We start from the raw sequence: 909 nt of genomic DNA on the forward strand, positions 1-909 counted from the left end.
AGAGAGTGTTGGGTAACTCGGTGACTACTTGTGGTTGAGTTCGTCGTCGAGGCGTCGGGCTGCTTCGGTCTCGATCGGGCCTTGCGGCTCGACGTCCTCGCCAGCGAGGCGGGCAGCCATCAGCCGGATCATGGCGACTTTGATCATCGCCTCGGCGTGCGCGGGCTTGCGTTCGTAGTCGCGGGCCAACCGTCTGCACCGTCCCAACCAGGCGAAAGTTCGTTCCACCACCCACCTGCGGGGTAGCACCTGGAAGCCTTTCACGTCGGCGTTGCGGGCCACGATCTGCAGATCGACACCGGCGTGGGTGCGCGCCCAGGCCAGCAGCCCGGCGTCGACCCGGTTGACGTAGCCCGCGTCGGCCCAGACCAAGCCCAGCAGCGGGAACGCCTTGGTGATCCCCGCGAGGACCAGCTTGGCGCCGGCACGCTCCTGGACCGACGCGGAATGCACCACAGCCTTGAGCAGCAGTCCGCAGGTGTCGACCAGGACATGCCGCTTACGGCCCCGGGTGCGTTTACCGGCGTCGTAGCCGATCGCCTCACCACCCTGATGGCTATGCGCGGTCTGCGAGTCCAACACTGCGGCCGAGGGCTGCGGATCACGCCCCTCAGCCACCCGCACCGCGTCGCGCAGCCGGTCATGAACCCGGTCCCAGGTCCCGTCAGCACTCCAGCACCGAAACCACCGATACGCCACGTCCCACGGCACCAGATCGTGCGGCACGTGCCGCCACGCCGCACCGGTCCGCAGCACATACAGGATCGTGTCGATGACCAGCCGGCGCGGATACCGCAACGGCCGCCCACCCCGACGCGGATCCCTCACCGGCAACAACGGCTCGATCACCGCCCACTGCCCATCCGTCAGAGACGACTCGTACGCCGGTTTACAGACACAGCGACACAG

Annotated in this window: 1 protein-coding gene; it reads right to left on the reverse strand. The window is 67.5% G+C overall.

The window, feature by feature from the left end; genetic code table 11:
- Positions 1-24: 24 nt before the first annotated feature.
- The gene (locus D2L64_RS26930) at positions 25-909 is read right to left on the reverse strand and encodes an IS5 family transposase (RefSeq protein ID WP_119579997.1); all 885 of its coding nucleotides are present in this window, start codon (positions 907-909) and stop codon (positions 25-27) included.

Source organism: Micromonospora radicis, from assembly GCF_003583405.1.
Classification (GTDB): Bacteria; Actinomycetota; Actinomycetes; order Mycobacteriales; family Micromonosporaceae; genus Micromonospora; species Micromonospora radicis.